The following is a 260-nucleotide window of genomic DNA, read 5'->3' on the forward strand; positions in this document are numbered from 1 at the left end:
TGAGGCTTAACCATACAACGCCAAACGCGTTTTATGCGACAGTTTGACAGAAGTTAATATGACTAAAGTAGACATTACTTAGAAAGACTTAAAAAATATTATCAGATATTTTCCAAATTCAGTTAGTGCGTAGAGATACGAATTAACGCCCAAATTTGCTTGGTGACAATAGCGTTTTGGACCCACCTGACTCCATGCCGAACTCAGTAGTGAAACGAAACAGCGCCGATGATAGTGTAGCATTTGCTATGTGAAAGTAG

1 rRNA gene is annotated in these 260 nt (G+C 38.8%); it reads left to right on the forward strand.

The features are described 5' to 3' along the window. Positions 1-158 precede the first annotated feature (158 nt). Positions 159-260: ribosomal RNA gene (gene rrf, locus H5159_RS20875) — 5S ribosomal RNA — on the forward strand; the annotation flags it as partial.

The organism is Pseudoalteromonas sp. SG43-1 (assembly GCF_014164415.1).
Classification (GTDB): domain Bacteria; phylum Pseudomonadota; class Gammaproteobacteria; order Enterobacterales; family Alteromonadaceae; genus Pseudoalteromonas; species Pseudoalteromonas distincta.